Below are 14,763 nucleotides of genomic sequence, written 5' to 3'. Positions count from 1 at the left end.
CAGACCGGGCTTTTCTATTTTGTATAATGGACACCTTTCCAGTACACAGGAGTGGTAACTTCCGCAATTTCAGGCAGTTCCACGCCTTCAAGCGCCCATTTCTTAAACTCTTCAAATCCGGTGCGGTCCACAATGTAGCCGATGTGTTCCTTGCCGCCGGGAGCGGAACGGTCAATGTAGTGTTCTACATATTTATAGGTGTTCAGGATAATCTTGATGATGCTGTCCTCATCCACCCATTTGATGAAATCCTCGCCAAGACGCGGATTTCTCTTTCCTGTACGTCCCAGAAGGGTGAGACGGTAATATTTCTTTTCATCCCTGGTCCATGCGGAGGCAGGACAGTTCAGAACGCATTCACCGCAGCCGATGCATTTCTCTTCATTTCTCTTTGGACGGTAGTTTACAGTCTCCAGAGCCTCCACGGATTTGCGGCGGCAGTATTTGACACAGGCACCGCAGTTTACACAGCGGCTGGGGTCCAGACGGGGAAGCGTCATTCCCATGATGCCGAAATCATGCATGCGGACTTTGGCACAGTCATTGGGACATCCGGTCAGGGCAATCTTGAAATGCAGATCGTTTGGGAAGATGGCCTTCTCGATCCGTTTTGCAAATGCCGTGGTATCGTAGCAGGCGTAAGGACATACGCGGTTGCCGATGCAGGCGCTTACGTTTCTGGTCCCGGAAGCCGGATAGCCTGTGCCCGGGTCCGTCTGATTTATGTCCAGTCCTTCAATGATGGGCTGCAGCATTTCGTTGACTTTGGGCATATCTGCATAGTCAATGCCGGGAATCTCGAATCCCTGGCGGTTGGTAATGTGTACGGTTCCGTTGCCGTACTTTTCAGCGATATCCTGTATCATGGACAGATAACAGGCATCCATATGACCGCCCGGTACACGGACACGGGAGGCTGTTTTGCCGCGCTCTTTTGTGACGCGGAATGCATTTTTCTTTAAAGCCTTTGTATTGACATCCATTCCCTGCACCTCCTAATCCAGCAGCTGGCGGCCTTTGGTAAAGTTAAAGACAGGGCCGTCCAGACATACATAGACATCATTGATCTTACAGTGGCCGCATTTTCCAAGGCCGCAGCACATTTTGCGCTCCTGGGAAATCCAGATCTGTTCTTCTTTCAGGCCCCGGTCCATAAGGGCCATGGTGGAAAAGCGCATCATGGCGGGCGGGCCTACAACAATGGCGCAGGCGTCATCCATATTACCAAATTCAAGGTCAGGGATATAGGCAGTTACCAGTCCCTCTCTGTAAGACTTGTCACCTTCCCTGCTGTCCACTGTGAGGATCAGGTTTAAATTCTCTTCCCAGAGCTTCAGATCCCGGCGGAACAAAATGTCATCCGGCGTTTTGAAGCCTGCAATTACGGTGACGCTTTTGGCCGCCCCGGGATTGCGTGCAAAGTAGTCGATCACCCCGCGGACAGGGGAAACACCGGTGCCGCCTGCCACAATAACAAGCTCTTTATCTTTATAATTTTCCAGGTCGAATCCGTTTCCGTAAGGTCCGCGCAGCAGCAGGGTGTCCCCCTCATACTGCTCAAACACTTCGTTTGTGACCTTGCCAACGCGGCGTATGGTCAGGTCTATACAGCCGTCGCCGATGCCGCTGACAGAGATGGGAGCCTCGCCGTATTTGGGGATGGATACCTCAAAGAACTGGCCCGGTTTCACATCACCTGTGTATTCCATGCGGAAGGTGTACTCAATTGCTGTGTGGCGAATTACTTCTTTTATTTCTGATCGGAAAGGAATATATTCATTTTTTATCATAAATCTTCCACCTCCTTCATGGCATCAGAAAGGCGGTTCAGGCAGTGTGAGAAGGAAATGTACTCCGGACAGACATCGTCACAGCGTCCGCAGCCCACACACATCTGATAGCCCGCTCTCTGTTTGAAATCCAGTGCCTTATGCATGACTTTAAAGCGCATACGTTCCCCGTTGGTTTTACGGTAACTTCCTCCGCCTGCCACGTCCGTGTAGCCGTCCACCATACAGGAGGCCCACACTCTGCGGCGCTCGCCCACCTTACCGTTGTCTGTATAGAACAGATCCTGCATGGTGAAGCAGGTACAGGTCGGACATGAAAAATTACAGCGTCCGCAGTTGATGCAGCGGCTGTCATATTCTTTCCAGACAGAGCTTTTAGCGGCTTTGGCTGTCAGGTTTTCGGGAATATGTACGCGGGTCTTTGTCTCTGTCACGAAAGCCGGGGAGACGGTTTCCTGGGAAACGGCATATTTTCGGAAGAGTTCTTCCTGCTCCTGCCATTTTACATCTATTTTCCAGGTATCGCCTGTAAGGTCCAGGCTGAAATCATAATCCGTGTTTTTATTGGTTCCCATATCCACGCAGAAGCAGGAGTCAAAACAGGAGGAACAGCCCAGGAGCGCGAATTTTACATGGTCGCGGAGCTGCCTGTAGTAGGAATCCTCAGGGCCGTTTTCCAGATACATATAATCCAGACGGCGTATGGCGTGAAGGTCGCAGCTTCTCAGGAAGATGACAGCATCCTTCTTTGGCGGATTCGGTTCGGTTACCTTGTCCTCTGTGAAATAAAATAAGGTCTGGGAAATGGGGAGCAGCACTTCCTTGGGAGAGAAGCGTGACTTCCTGTCAAGTACGATTTCCTCAGGGGAAGTGATCCTGTCATAGCGGACCAGATCCGTATCGGAAAAGGCTCCCTTATTCGGAAAAAGTCTGGGAGCGTAAAGGTCATAAGTTTCGGTAAGAGCAGAAAAGACTTGCTGTAAATCCTGCGTCTTGTAACAATAACCCATAATTTCACCTCTTTCATAAATGGTGTGAGGGCGCAGAAAAGCTGCGGCTTCACTCGTTTCAGATAAGTATAGCCGCAGCAGTCTGGGAATGCCGTGATAATTCTCACGATTTATAAAGTTTTTTGTGCTTTACTGCCTTCTGAACCGGTTAAAGCAGGCGTAAATCTCCTGAGGCCTGGGCATGGCCAGCCCGCAGGGCGTGTAGGAGGTTCCGCAGACAGAGGACAGTCCCTTTGTCTCAAGCTGGTGCAGAAGCAGCTTCACTACCTGGTCCAGGGTCTTTCTGCCGTCGATGAGGTTCTCACATGCATAGCGCAGGATGGAGGCAAGAGCTGCCGTCTGTTCGTAGTCCGCAAGCTGTTCCACATACCGCAGGTCCACGGATTCTTTGCCGATGGAGAAGGTATAGCGGTCATGTGTCTTGGTCTTCAGACCTCTGTTTTCTCTCTGTCCGTGGCTGTGTTCCTCCGGTCTGCGGCCCCTTGACCGTCCCTGGGGCTCACGAAAATCAGGTGTGGTCATGATTCTGCGGCTTTGAGGCAGCGCAAAGGCAGGCGTGTCTGCCGGGGGCAGCGGAAAGTCTCTGCAGAGTTCCTTCACGGCATGTGTTATGTCCACAGGGCGGTAGCAGTCCATCTGGATAATGGTGTCTGCAATGTGGAAAAAGGCACCGCTGCTGCCTGCCACTAAGATGGTGGAGATACCGGCCTCGGTGTACAGATCCCGGGCGCGCTCCAAAAACGGAGTGATCGGCTCCTTATGGCGGCTGATCACATGCTGCATAAAGGTATCGCGGACCATAAAGTTGGTGGCAGAAGTGTCTTCATCTATGAAAAACAGATGGGAACCTGCCTCCATGCTCTCCACAATAGCGGCAGCCTGGGACGTACTTCCGCTGGCGTCCGGGGTGGAGAAGCAGCGGGTGTCCTTTTTATTGGGAAGGTCATTGATGAACATGGAAATATCCACATCCTTTACAAAACGTCCGTCCTCGGAGCGCAGCTTCACTGCTGTGTCGTCCGCGATAACATACTCCCTGCCGTCCCCGGCGATGTGGTTGTATACACCGGATTCCAGGGCATTCAGCAAAGTGGATTTTCCGTGGTAGCCGCCGCCTACAATGAGGGTGATGCCCACCGGGATGCCCATGCCGGTGATCTTCCCTTTGTGGGGAAGAGTCAGCTCAGTGCGCATGGAGTCCGGGGAGATGAAGGGGACACAGTCGGAAAGCGGCTTGTCCGATACACCGCTCTGTCTTGGGAGGATGGCGTTGTCAGCCACGAAGGCAGCCAGCTTACGCTTTTTCAGTTCCTCCCGGATGAACTGCTGGTCCTCTGCCAGAAAAAACACATTTTCCACAGTTTTTGCGTTTTGGTTTTTATACAGGAAAGATTTCCGCACGCATACAGGCAGAAATTCAAACAGGATTTTTTCCAGCTCAGGAGCGTTGATGGTCCTGCCGTTTGCCGGAAAGCCCACAGTGAAGCGGGCGGTCACGTCGGTATCGGTGATCTCACAGGCAGTGCGGTCCAGGATTTCCTGCCCGCAGCGGCTGACGGAGATGAGTCCGCTCTTTCCCGAGCCTTTGGCCCTGAAGCTGAAATGGTATACCTGCTGTTCAAACTGTCTGTTCAGATAGTCCTGAAGGGCGATTCTGGTATGCCTTTCCTTATAATAATGGGCAGGAAAACCGGCGGTCTTCAGGGGGATTTTCACACTCAGACTGGAGGGCGCCGCAAAGGGGTCTCCCTGCACATGATTGATAGATAATGTATAGTCACCGAAGGAGTAGATACCCCGCAAATCCTTGTAGGCAGGATAGCTTTTCCGGTGGATGGAGGCCAGCATGGTCTTAAGATCTGATGATGATTTCATATTCTTGTCACTCCTTTATATAAATAAGCAGACTGCGCTTACCCTTTACTATAAACAATCCGCTGAAAAATGGCAAGTGTAACTGTTTGCTTCCGGCAGTCATCTGTTAAGTATGACGGTAAAAGAGTGATTAAAAAAAGTTTCAAAAACCTATTGACATTTTTCGCACCATAGGATATAATAAATTTCGTTGCTGAGGCAATAACAAATTAATATCTATCCAATTATTGGATGTGCGCGTAGCTCAGCTGGATAGAGCGTCTGGCTACGGACCAGAAGGTCGGGGGTTCGAATCCTCTCGCGCACGTCAAGGCCCTTGTAGAATGAAAATTTTACAAGGGTTTCTTTTTGTTCAGATATACAGGCGGATAAAGGACATATCCGGTGCCGCGATATCGGAAGCTTCGGGAAGGCCGCAGCCGGTCATGAAGTTGCGGACAAAAGTCAGGATATGGCAGTAGCATGCACTGAGCTGCTCCGTGAAGGCAGCCCGGTCTCTCCTGCAGAGATATTCAAAAGCCTGCAGCCCCATCTGGTTAATGATATTGGACATCTGATTGCCTTCCGCATAGAAAGAGAAATAATATCCCCAGTGCAGTGTCTTTCTCACTTCCTTAAGAATGATACGAAAAGGGTACAGAGGCATCTGCTCTATGATACAGTCCATGATCAAATCAAGGGGAATAGCATTGGGTTCTCGGAATCTCTGCGCCAGGGAATCCAGGATCTCATCCGTTATCCGGTCAAAGGTCAGCCTGACAGCAGGGGGGACGGCAAGCGCCATGAACTGCAGGCCGCTTAAGTACAGCAGCGTGTCTTTTTTATAGGTTCTGTCCTTCATACAGACAAAGGTTGCCTCGTCATTAAAGAGGGTGACTTGTGTTCCCTTGACATTGTAGGTTCTGCAGAAGCCCAGACGGTTCAGGTCAGAGAGCGCCTTGCGCACCGTGGAGACAGAGACCTGGTACTGTCCGGCGAGTATTCCCTCCGGAGGCAGAAATTCCCTGTCCTTATAGAGGCCCATTCCGATCTTGTCAATAATATCCCGTACAATCTGCATATAATAATGATCACGTCCCAGGTCGGCGTTCCAGGAGTAGACGTTTTTACCGGCTGCCTTTACCTGTGGGTTTTCTGAGACAAGTATTTTCAGATGTTCCTGTATGATATCTGTTGTAAAACGATAAAGCGCGGTAAAATAGTGCAGAGCCTCCTCGGCGTTTTCCGGCTTCAGCAGTCCGGTGTCCCAGAAAGTGTTATGACTTATTACATTTTCCCCGGGTCTTACAATGGAACCTCTGCGCTCCCAGAAAAAGGGAATCTGGGCATAAAGTTCCAGGCTGATATACAGGTCACGGAACAGCAGACTGCCGGAGGCGGAGAGAATTTCATGCAGGAACATGGAATAGGTCTGCCACTTATTCCTGCGCACTTTTTTCTCATGCGCCAGAATCCAGAGGCAGTGCTGCATCTTTTCCTCCCCGCAGACCAGGGCAGAGAAGGAAAAGAGAGGAGGCATCAGGATAGTCATGGTCTCATACACAGACAGGATAGAGTCTCTGTGCTCCAGGACTGTGCGCACGGACGGTTCCTCAGGAGAGTGGTTCCCCGAAGGGCGGTATATGACGCGGGAGGGTTTCCGCTCGGCTGTTTGGATGAGACCTTCCTTTGCCAGGGCTTTCAGTACCTCCCGGACTGTGCGCATTCCCACATGGTATATTTCGCAGAGTTGGCTCATGGAGGGGAGCGCACTTCCGTAAGGAAGAAGTCCGGTCTCAATCTGTTCCCTCAGACTTTGGTATAAAAAATCAAATAATCTGTTCTTCTGTTCCATGGTGCAGCCTCCCTTATGCTGATAGTATATCTCTATTATAATACTATATGTATATGTACACAAATATAAGATTGCGCTTCAAAATAAATTCAGTGTAAAATATTCTAAAGAGAAAAAATAGGAAAAACAGAATCGTATTATGGCAGGAGTATGGAACATGAGACGAAGGGTGGGAAAAGGCTCCGCATATCAGGGGCCTTTTTTGATAAGCGGAATGCAGGTGGGGATCATCGGGGTGGTCATCCTGATCACGCTGCTCATTTCCGCCTGGAATGCCATTGACCTCCGGAAGGTGCTGGATCACAGCACGGAGGAATATTTAAATGATGTGACAATGCGTATGGCAGGGGAGATTGGCAATACCATGCATCACAAATCCGAGGACCTGGCAATGATATCAGAGTTTGCCGCGGGGTATCTGCCGGATTCCTTTGGGTCGGGAGAGGATACGGCAGAGCTTCAAAATTTTCTGGAAGAGAAGGCCGGAGTGCTGGAGTTTAATTTTCTGACGGTTATAGACAGGCAGGGAAAAATGGTGCATACAGAGGTGCCGGAGACCATTGGCAAGGCGGAACTGAAGGGAATGGCAGAACTGGACTGTGTCAGGGCAGCCTTTAAGGGGAGAACAGGAACCAGCTATCTCGGGGGTCAGGAAATCATCTATTCCGTGCCGGTTTATGGCGGCGATGGGGAGAAATCCGTGGAATATGTCATGGTCGGCATCCGCAGCAAGGAAAAAATGCAGGATATGATCGCGTCCAAGAGCTTTGACGGACAAAGCCTGAGCTGTATCATAGACAGCAGCGGGAAGGTGATTCTCTCCCCCACGGATTTAAAGCCATTTCTGCAGCTGGATGATATTTTCAAGAAGAGCAAAGACGGGAAAGTTGTATCTGAGATTGATGAGATGCGGAAAAATATGCGGAGGGGCACAGGCGGAATCCTGGCATTTACATCCACGCATCAGGATGAACTCTATCTGTCCTATGACGCGCTGGGAGTAAATGACTGGGTTCTGCTGACCATCATACCTTCGGACCTGATCGCAGGCAGCTCAGAGGGGAGTATATGGAGATTTTTTCTGATCCTCATATTTGTCATGGCCGTATTTTTTATCTTCCTTATAAAGGTGTACCGATTTTTCAGCACAGGAAGAAGGGAACTGGAGCGCTATGCGTTTGAGGACCATGTGACCGGAGGCATGAACCAGGCGGCTTTCTGCCTGAAATATGAGGAGCTGGCCTGTAAAATGGCCCCCTCCTCCAACTGTATTGTCATGATGAATGTAAAAGGCTTTAAAATGGTCAACGAGAGATTCGGCATTGAAGGAGGCAATGAGATGCTGCGCCATATCCACCGGGTATTGCAGCGTCATATCAAACCATCTGACGATGAATTTGCCGCCAGAAATGAATCGGACAATTTTTTCCTGTGTCTTCGGGATGCGGAGCCTGCGCGTATCCGGGCAAGGCTCAGGGACATTATTACAGAAGTGAATGCATTTTCGGGATCCGAAGCTCCCCGCCATCCTGTGGCATTCCGTCAGGGAGCCTGTATCATTGAACACCCAGGCGAGGAGATCACCATTCTGCAGGATCATGCGCGCCTGGCGGAGCAGAGTGTGGAGAAAAAGGCTGGGGAGGAATGTGTCTTCTATGATGAGAGTTTTGTAAAGCGCCTGAAATGGGAGGAGGAGATGAACGAGCTGTTTGAGGAATCCCTCCGCAGCCGTCATTTCCGGGTATATCTGCAGCCAAAGGTCAGCCCCAGGACCGGTGAGGCAGAGGGGGCGGAAGCGCTGGTGCGCTGGCAGCACCCGGAGCGGGGCGTGATCTGTCCATCGGATTTTATCCCGCTGTTTGAGAGAAACGGAAAGATATGCAGGCTGGATGTATATGTGTTCCGGGAGGTGTGCGCTCTCATGGCAAAGTGGGAGCGAATGGGAAAAAGGCTGATTCCTGTCTCTGTCAACCTGTCAAGACAGCATTTCAGGGAACCGGGCTTTCTGGAGGAGTTTTCCGGTATCGCGAAACAGTACCGTGTCAGGACAGAGATGCTGGAATTTGAGCTGACAGAATCCATATTTTTGGATGAGGAGCAGATTGATGTGGTAAAGGACAGTATACATCGGATGCACGCACTGGGATTTACCTGTTCTCTGGATGACTTTGGTTCCGGATTTTCCTCCCTGGGCCTTTTAAAAGAATTTGATGTGGATGCTCTGAAGCTGGACCGTCTCTTCTTTCTGGATATGCACAGTGAGAAGGCAAGAGATGTGATCGCATGTCTGATGGAGCTGGCAAAGAAGCTGAATGTGAAGACCGTGGCGGAGGGAATAGAGGAACCGGAGCAGGTGGAGTATCTGCGGCAGGTAAATTGTGATATGATACAGGGGTATGTCTATGCAAGGCCGATGCCGGCTGATGCATTTGAAGAAAAATATGTGCGTGGTATAATGGTCTGAGAGTGTACAGAGGATAAAACGCAAGGGGGTAGGACATGTTTCAGAATTCCATACTTTTTACAGCAGGGCAGTTTGCCAGGCTGCATCATTTAAACAAGCGGACACTGCATTACTATGATGACATCGGCCTTTTTTCTCCTGCATACAAGGGAAAGAACGGATATCGCTACTATACATACCGGCAGAGTGCGGAACTGGAAAGTATATTGGCGCTCCGGGAGCTGAATATGTCCATCGGGGAGATCAAAGAATATCTGAACAAGCCCACAGCCCAGGGATTTATATCTCTTTCAGAGAAAAAGATAGGGGAGATTGAAGATACCATCCGCAATCTGGAGAACCTGCAAAACGTTCTGAAGAAGAAACAGGATATGCTGCGGCTCTGTATGGAGGTGGAGGACGGGCAGATTGATTTGATCAACTGTGAGGAGGAGTATGTTTTTATAACACCACTGTCCTCTGAGGCACAGCAGGGAGAATTCGTGGATATGCCCACTCTGCTGGAGCATCTGCAGAAGACCTGGGATCTGAGCAAATATAAGACAAGCTGCGGCAGCATACTGTCTGTGGAAAAAATCCGGCAGGGCGAATTTGAAATCTATGACGGATTATATACCCAGTTAGAGAGTCCTGTGCGGGTGGAGGGATTTTACAGAAAGCCGGAAGGTACTTATCTGCGGGGCATCTGTACAGGAAGCTGGGACAGACTGCCCGGACTTTACAGCCGGATGCTGGCTTTTGCGGAAGAGCACGGCTTACGGATCACAGGATATGCCTATGAAATCGGAATGAATGAAATAGCAGTCTCGGATATAGAACAATATGTCACCCAGGTGACGATCCTGACGGAGCCGGATAGTTAGGCCTGCCTTTGCGGCAGGTCTTTTCTGTTCTGTACTGCTGCAAGTTGCCTGCACTCTGCCCGGATATATGGAAAAAAATTACAATTTTACCCGGAAAAGTTTAAAAACCGTCAAAGTTGTAATACAATAGGAGTTATATAAACGGGTGTGGGAGGAAAGGGAGCAGAAGACAGAAGGAGGCCGATTGAGGATGAATGAAAAAGAGAACAGTTCTGACGGGATGGAGGAGATCGGCGGAGGCGTATTTAACTGCCGGTATGACAGGTATTTCACCCTGATCGATGCAGATGATTATCTGTTTGAGTTTTTAGGATATACCAGGGAAGAATTTTCGGAGCTGTTTCACGACCATATTCTGGACACCGTCTATGAGGGTGACCGGAAAATGGTCATGGAGGAGATACACAGACAGTTGAAGAACAGCAAGGTTTTCATGTACGAAAACCGTCTGGTCCAAAAAGGAGGCACGATCTGCTGGGCCTGGATCAGTGCAGAGCTTATAGAAGATAAGGAACAGGGAGACTGGTTCCACTGTATCTTTCATGATATCAGCAGGGAGAAGGAGGCACAGAGACAGCTCGCTATCAGTGAGAAGCGGTATGAGATCGTGCTCTCCCAGATGCAGGATATTATTTTTGAGCTGGACTGTGTCACCTATGAAATATATTACTCCCCTAATTTTGAGAAAAAATTCGGGTATCAGATTCCATCAGATGGTTTCCCGGATTCCATGTTTGCCACAGATATTGTGTATGAGGCGGATAAGGCAGGACTTCGGAGCGGATTTCAGGCCATTTTAAAGGGGAATGACAAGATGGAATGTGAGTACCGTCTCAAAGCAAAGGACAACTCTTATCTCTGGGTGGATGTCCATGCGACTGCGCTTCGGGACAGGGACGGGAAGCTTTTGAAAATCCTGGGCATTATCTCAGATATTGACCAGAGAAAAAAGGAGATCATAAGAGCCCAGAAAGCGGCGGCCTTAGATCCTCTCACCGGACTTCTGAACCGGAGGGAATGTGAGGCCAGAGTGGAGCGTTATATGCAGCAGGGGCATAATCCCGCGGCGATGCTTCTCATTGATGTGGATAATTTCAAACAGATCAATGATACCTATGGGCATCTGTTCGGTGACAGGGTGCTGAGGGAAACCGCGGGAAGCCTCAGGGCCATTTTCAGACATGAGGACATTGCGGCACGGATCGGTGGGGATGAATTTGTGGTATTTATGACCAATCTGCAGAGGAACAATGTGATTGACAGCAAAGTAAATGCCATACGCAATATCTTTGACTATTACACCAACGGGGAGACTATCTGCAGTATCGGATGCAGCATCGGAGTCAGCTTTTACCCGGAACACGGCACGGATTTTATGTCCCTGTTCGCAAAAGCGGATGCTGCCATGTACCAGGCAAAGAAAAACGGCAAGGGACAGTACAGTATATATGGAGAACGAAGGGCGAACACGGCAGAAGAAGCAGAGGAACTAAAAGTCCCCGCCCTGCTTCCAATGAAGGAGTCCTCCCATAAGGAGATGGTTTACCGGACAGCGCTTAAGGAAGCCTGCATCAATGTATGGGAATATGATCTGAAGACCCGTACGCTGTTTTTGACAGAGGGAGCACAGGAGAGCCATGGCTTTCGGCAGATGGCCAATGCGCCGGAAGCCTTGCTTAAGGAGGGGTATATACATCCGCGGAGCCGTCAGGATCTGCTTGACCTGTACCGCAGGCTGGAGAAGGGGCAGAGCCATGTGCAGGCGGATATTCTCACCCGCTCAGCAGACGGAAGTTACTGGTGGTGGGAACGGGTCACCTATGCCATGCTCTATGACGGGGAGCATGTGCCCTGCAGCGCAGTTGCTGTGGGGGAGGATATCACAAAACAGAAAAAAGCAGAGATGATCTGCCAGCAGGAGATGCAGCTCAGGCTGACCTATGACGGCGGTGTGATCGCCAGCTTCCGGTGTAATCTTGATCAGAACTGTGTAGAGTATGTAGACGGAAAAGTCCGGAGGGAGTATTCTCCGGGAATGACATATGAGGAGCTGATGGTGCTTCACAATGAAAGTATAGCCAACGAGGAAGACAAACTGCGTCTGCTGAAACTCATGAACCGTGAGGCGCTTTGCAGAGCCTATAAAGAGGGAAATACAACCATTAATTTTGAATACCGCAGAAAAGAAGGCAGCGGCAGGCTGTCCTGGGTCAATGCCGTGGCCCGTCTGGTGCGGGATGTACAGAACGGAGACCTCTATGTCTATGGTACACTGGAGGATATCAACGAGAAGAAAAATCTGGAGCTTGCCCTGAAATTCCGGGCGGAATATGATGTGCAGACAGGTGTGTACAACAAAGATACCGCCATACAGATGATAGGTGATGCACTGCTGAAAAACCACGGCAGAAGACAGTCCTATGCGCTGCTGGTATTCAATGTGGACTTTTTCACAAAGCTGGTACATGAAATCGGCTATGTGGCTGCGGATGATGTGCTGAAGGAGATAAGCAACCAGTTAAAAATGAGGTTTATAGAGGACGCCATTATTGGCAGATTCTACGGGGATGAGTTTGTAGTCTTTGTGTATAACAATCCCAGGATGGAATTTGTACGGCAGTGCGCGGAGGAGGTTGTCAGGGCGATTGCACTTCCCTATATGTTTCCCAATATCAGCCGGGCGGTCAATGTGTCCTGCGGTATTATTTTTGACAGCAGGTCCGACAATATTTTTCAGGGACTGTACCAGAAGGCAAGGGCAGCCTTGGAGACAGGCGTATCCATGGGCAGGAGCGGTGTCTTTGTCTACAGCGAGCAGTTGAAGAAATATAAGCCGGATAATCCCGGCATAAGGGGAACCGGGCAGTGTATGCCCCATACAGAGCATGACAGTGAGGGAGAAAAGGTGGTGCTGCAGAGTATGTTTGCGCTGACCGGCGCGATGGATTTTGGGCATTCGCTGGAACAGGTGCTGGAATCCCTGGCTGTCTATTACGGCGCGGACCGGGCGTATGTGATCGAATGTGAACCGGAGAGCAGAGGTGTCAGGGATGTCTATGAGTGGAAGAAGGAGGGAGCGTCTTCCATCTGTTCCGGCATGAGGCCTTATCTGTACCCGGGAGGCCCGGGCGGCTGGAGATGGGAGGAATTAAGGCAGCTTCAGTACATTCGTGATGTGGAACCGTGGAGGGAGAAGCGCCGGGGGCTGTATAAAGCTATGAAGAGCCTGGGTATTGAGTCCTGCTTTACGGCAGGGCTTGAGGAAGGGGATAAGCTGATTGGCTACATGGGCGTTGACAATCCCACAAGAAACACAGAGCATACGGCAGTTCTGAGTACCATGCAGTATTTTATGGCAAATGAACTGACAAAGCGCAGGCTGCAGGAAAAGCAGGAATTTCTCATGCATCACGATGAGCTGACAGGCGTGCTCAACCGGAACAGTTATAAAGAGTATTGTTCCGGTCTTAAGGAGGAGAGCCTGATCTCACTTGGCGTCGTTTCCCTGGACATTAACGGGTTAAAGGATATCAACAGGGTATATGGAAATGCATACGGTGACAATGTGGTACAATTTACTGCGGGTATCATGCAGGAAGAATTTCCGGCGGCAAGGATCTACCGTTTTACCGGTGACGAGTTTCTGCTGGTCAGCGAAAATATATCCCACGACTCTTTCATAAAACGTCTGAAGAAAATGAGGGAGAGGATGCGGGATGTGGCAGGCATTTCTGTGGGAAGTGCCTGGTCGGATACGGATATCAGCCTGGATTTTCTCATCGCCAGTGCGGACGAGCGCAGAATGATAGCAAAACAGGATTACTACAGTGAGCATCCTTACGCAGAAGTCCACAGAAACGCAGGGGTATTGAAGGCGCTGTTAAAGGAGATCGCAGAGGGAAGGTTTACAGTCTATCTCCAGCCTAAGATTGATACATATAATAACAAACTCTGCGGTGCAGAGGCATTGGTGCGCTACCAGGACCCGGAGAAGGGAATCGTGCCGCCCGGGAAGTTCATCCCTTATCTGGAGACAGCGGGCCTGATACATTATATAGATTTCTTTGTCTTTGAAGAAGTGTGCAGAATCCTGAAAGAGTGGGAGCGCAGAGGTGTGGAGCTGATTCCCGTCTCCCTTAATTTTTCCAGGGCAACCCTGCTGGAGGAGCAGCTTATAGAGCGGATGGAGGAGATCATTTTCCGCTATGGCGTGGACAAACGGTACGTGGAGATAGAGATCACGGAGAGTATGGGGGAGGTGGAGCGCAACACAGTGGCCCAGATCGGAAAGCAGATCTGCCAGGCAGGTTACCATATAGCTCTGGATGATTTCGGAGCCAAATACAGCAACCTTTCCTTCCTGTCCGCAATCCGTTTCAATCACCTGAAGCTGGACAAGGGGCTGGTCAATAATCTTCTTACCAATGAAAACGCGCGTATCATTGTGAAGAACATCCTGGCGCTCTGCCAGGAGCTGCAGATGGAAGTGGTGGCTGAGGGGGTGGAGAACAGAGAACAGCTTGAAGTGCTGAAGAATCTGGAATGCTTCTATATTCAGGGGTATTATTTCAACAAACCTCTTCCCAGGCCGGAATTTGACAGGCAGTACCAGAAAGCGGGAAGTCAAAAGGGCAAGGATCAGAAAAGCTGAGTGAAAACAGGAGAATGCGGGGCATCTTGCGGAAAGATGTCCCGCAACTCTGCTTTTATAAAGGAATATATTGACAAGTTGTGTGCTCTGTGCTATATTCTATACAAGCAATCGAAAGGGAGTAGCTGAACGTTCAGAGATGAACGGGTTTGAAATCGTCAACCGATACCGAGAGGTGTCCGTATCAAATGAGATAGCAAGACTTTTATTGTGGCGGATGTCATAATAGAGGTCTTTTTTTAGTTCCATCTATTTTCAGCACACCTTCCAGATATC

General features: G+C 49.9%; 8 protein-coding genes and 1 tRNA gene. 4 read left to right on the top strand and 5 right to left on the bottom strand.

Annotated features, from left to right (window positions below; all coding sequences use genetic code 11):
- Positions 1-14 precede the first annotated feature (14 nt).
- The 4 genes from asrC to LC508_RS15195 form a co-directional block, all read right to left on the bottom strand.
- Positions 15-983, bottom strand: coding sequence for a sulfite reductase subunit C (asrC, locus tag LC508_RS15210; RefSeq protein ID WP_054353737.1), 969 nt, complete (start codon positions 981-983; stop codon positions 15-17).
- A gap of 12 nt (positions 984-995) precedes the next feature.
- A complete protein-coding gene (gene asrB, locus LC508_RS15205) occupies positions 996-1,790 on the bottom strand; it encodes an anaerobic sulfite reductase subunit AsrB (RefSeq protein WP_103731164.1) in 795 nt (264 codons plus the stop codon).
- Positions 1,787-2,800 (bottom strand): anaerobic sulfite reductase subunit AsrA, encoded by a 1,014-nt coding sequence (gene asrA / locus LC508_RS15200; protein WP_033141465.1) that lies wholly within the window; start codon positions 2,798-2,800, stop codon positions 1,787-1,789. The genes asrB and asrA overlap by 4 nt, the downstream gene beginning before the upstream one ends.
- A 129-nt stretch (positions 2,801-2,929) precedes the next feature.
- The gene (locus tag LC508_RS15195; RefSeq protein ID WP_103731163.1) at positions 2,930-4,675 is read right to left on the bottom strand and encodes an ABC-ATPase domain-containing protein; all 1,746 of its coding nucleotides are present in this window, start codon (positions 4,673-4,675) and stop codon (positions 2,930-2,932) included.
- A 233-nt stretch (positions 4,676-4,908) separates the two neighbouring features.
- Here LC508_RS15195 and LC508_RS15190 point away from each other — a divergent pair.
- A tRNA-Arg gene (locus LC508_RS15190) sits at positions 4,909-4,982 on the top strand.
- Positions 4,983-5,027: 45 nt separating this feature from the next.
- On the opposite strand, the gene LC508_RS15185 is transcribed toward LC508_RS15190, so the two are convergent.
- The gene (locus LC508_RS15185) at positions 5,028-6,509 is read right to left on the bottom strand and encodes a GntR family transcriptional regulator (protein ID WP_033141463.1); all 1,482 of its coding nucleotides are present in this window, start codon (positions 6,507-6,509) and stop codon (positions 5,028-5,030) included.
- A gap of 157 nt (positions 6,510-6,666) precedes the next feature.
- Between LC508_RS15185 and LC508_RS15180 the strand changes: the two genes are divergently transcribed.
- The 3 genes from LC508_RS15180 (at position 6,667) to LC508_RS15170 (ending at position 14,487) form a co-directional block, all read left to right on the top strand.
- On the top strand, positions 6,667-8,973 hold the full coding sequence (locus LC508_RS15180; protein ID WP_103731162.1) for an EAL domain-containing protein: 2,307 nt from the start codon (positions 6,667-6,669) through the stop codon (positions 8,971-8,973).
- Between the two features lie 35 nt (positions 8,974-9,008).
- Positions 9,009-9,836 (top strand): MerR family transcriptional regulator, encoded by an 828-nt coding sequence (locus tag LC508_RS15175; RefSeq protein ID WP_103731161.1) that lies wholly within the window; start codon positions 9,009-9,011, stop codon positions 9,834-9,836.
- A 190-nt stretch (positions 9,837-10,026) separates the two neighbouring features.
- A complete protein-coding gene (locus LC508_RS15170; RefSeq protein ID WP_103731160.1) occupies positions 10,027-14,487 on the top strand; it encodes a diguanylate cyclase domain-containing protein in 4,461 nt (1,486 codons plus the stop codon).
- Positions 14,488-14,763 lie beyond the last annotated feature (276 nt).

Source organism: Blautia parvula (assembly GCF_020215665.1).
GTDB lineage: Bacteria > Bacillota > Clostridia > Lachnospirales > Lachnospiraceae > Blautia > Blautia celeris.
Note: the sequence above shows the minus strand (reverse complement) of the source record. Positions and strands in the feature narration are given on the sequence as shown.